This window comes from Glycomyces sp. NPDC021274, assembly GCF_040641195.1.
Taxonomy (GTDB): Bacteria; Actinomycetota; Actinomycetes; order Mycobacteriales; family Micromonosporaceae; genus Glycomyces.
In genome coordinates this window covers 1-1,891 of record NZ_JBFADC010000044.1, presented here as the reverse complement: position 1 = coordinate 1,891, position 1,891 = coordinate 1, and the positions used below count along the sequence as shown (strand labels likewise).

1 protein-coding gene is annotated in these 1,891 nt (G+C 67.5%); it reads right to left on the bottom strand.

Annotation, left to right across the window (positions count from 1 at the left end; genetic code table 11):
* Window positions 1-154: 154 nt before the first annotated feature.
* Window positions 155-1,822: a sodium:solute symporter family protein gene (locus AB0I03_RS26380; RefSeq protein ID WP_360417301.1), complete on the bottom strand. Its 1,668-nt coding sequence runs from the start codon at window positions 1,820-1,822 to the stop codon at window positions 155-157.
* Window positions 1,823-1,891 lie beyond the last annotated feature (69 nt).

The following is a 1,891-nucleotide window of genomic DNA, read 5'->3' as shown; positions in this document are numbered from 1 at the left end:
GCCCGGCGATCGTGACCATCACGCCGTAGACGACGAACAGGCCGCCGATGATGCGCCGGACGTCGAAGAGCCGGGCCGCGGTGGCCGACGTGCGCTCCAACTCGCTCACTTCGTTGTGCAGTTCGGACATGGCGGGGTCTCCGGTCAAGGTGAGTCAGAGCGAGTAGGGCAGGTAGCAGAGTGCGGCGAGGGCGACGGCGCCCCAGCCGAGCAGCGCGGGCTTGCGGTACCAGGCGTCGTCGCCCTGGGAAGGCAGCTCCTCCAGGCCCGGTGCCGTGGTTCCCCACACCAGTCCGGCCAGCTCGGCCTCCGGCTTGGGCTCGGTGAAGAGCGTGACGACGACCATGACGAGCGCGCCCGCGACGAAGCCGACGATCGCGGAGACGAAGTTGGCGCCCTGGTCGGTGGGGATGGCGATGATGCCCTGCTTGTAGATCCAGAAGTAGTTGAGCATCGCGGCGGTGGTGCCGGCGAGCAGGCCCCAGACACCGGACTTCACCGAGGCCCGCTTCCAGAACATGCCGATGATGAAGACCACGAACATCGGCACGTTGAAGAAGGAGAACAGGGTCTGGAGGTAGCCCATGATGTTGGAGAACGACGAGGCGATGAAGGCGGTGCCGATCGAGGCCAGCACGCCGATCGCGGTGATCAGCCGGCCGAAGCGCAGGTAGTACCCGTCGGGCCGGCCCGGCTTCACGTACTTGGCCCAGATGTCGTACGTGAAGACGGTGTTGAAGGACGAGACGTTGGCGGCCATGCCGGCCATGAAGGCGGCGAGCAGACCGGTGACGGCGATGCCCAGCACGCCGTTGGGCAGCAGCTCCTGCATCAGGTAGGGGATCGCGTCGTTGTACTGCAGGCCGCCGGGGGCGCCGATCTTCGGGACGAGGACGGCGGCGACCAGGCCCGGGATCATCACCAGGAAGACGATGAACATCTTCGGGAAGGCGGCGATGAGGGGGGTGCGCTGGGCGGCGGAGAGGTTCTTCGCGGACAGCGCGCGCTGCACCTCGGCGAAGTTGGTGGTCCAGTAGCCGAAGGAGAGCACGAAGCCCAGGCCGAGGATGATCGTCAGCCAGTTGGCGCCCAGCGGGTTGGCCTGGCCGATGCCCGTACCGCCCCAGGCCGTCAGGAAGTCGTGGCCGTGCGACGAGGTGAGCGAGTGGGTCAGGCCGCCCCAGCCGCCGACCCGCTTGAGGCCGAGGACGACCAGCGGGATGAGCGCGGCGAGGATCACGAAGAACTGCAGCACCTCGTTGTAGATCGCCGAGGAGAGGCCGCCGACGGTGATGTAGGCGAGGACGAAGAGCCCGGCGACGACGATGGCCACCCACTGCGGCCAGCCGAGCAGCGCCTCGACGACGATCGACAGGGCGTAGAGGTTCACGCCCGCGATCAGGACGGCGGCGAAGGCGAAGAGTATCGAGCTGAGCAGGTGCGCCGACCTATCGAAGCGCTGGAGCAGGAACTCCGGTACGGAGCGGACCTTCGAGCGGTAGTAGAAGGGCATCATGACCAGGCCGAGGAAGACCATGGCCGGGATGGCGCCGATCCAGTACCAGTGGACGACCGCGACGCCGTACTGCGCGCCGGTGGCCGCCATCCCGAGGATCTCGGTGGCGCCGAGGTTGGCGGCGACGAACGCGAGCCCGGTGACCCAGGCGGGCAGCGACCGCCCGGACAGGAAGAAGTCCAGGCTCGTCTTCACGCTGCGCCGGGCGGCGAAGCCGATGCCGAGGACGACGACGAAATAGATGGCCAAGATCGCGTAGTCGAGCCCGTTGGTCGGGAGTCGTAGCCCGTCGGCCAGAGTGATCATGGGCCCTCTTTCCGGGGAGTGCTGCCTTTTCGGGGGCGCAGCGGTGTGCGCGAAGCGAACGCACAAAAG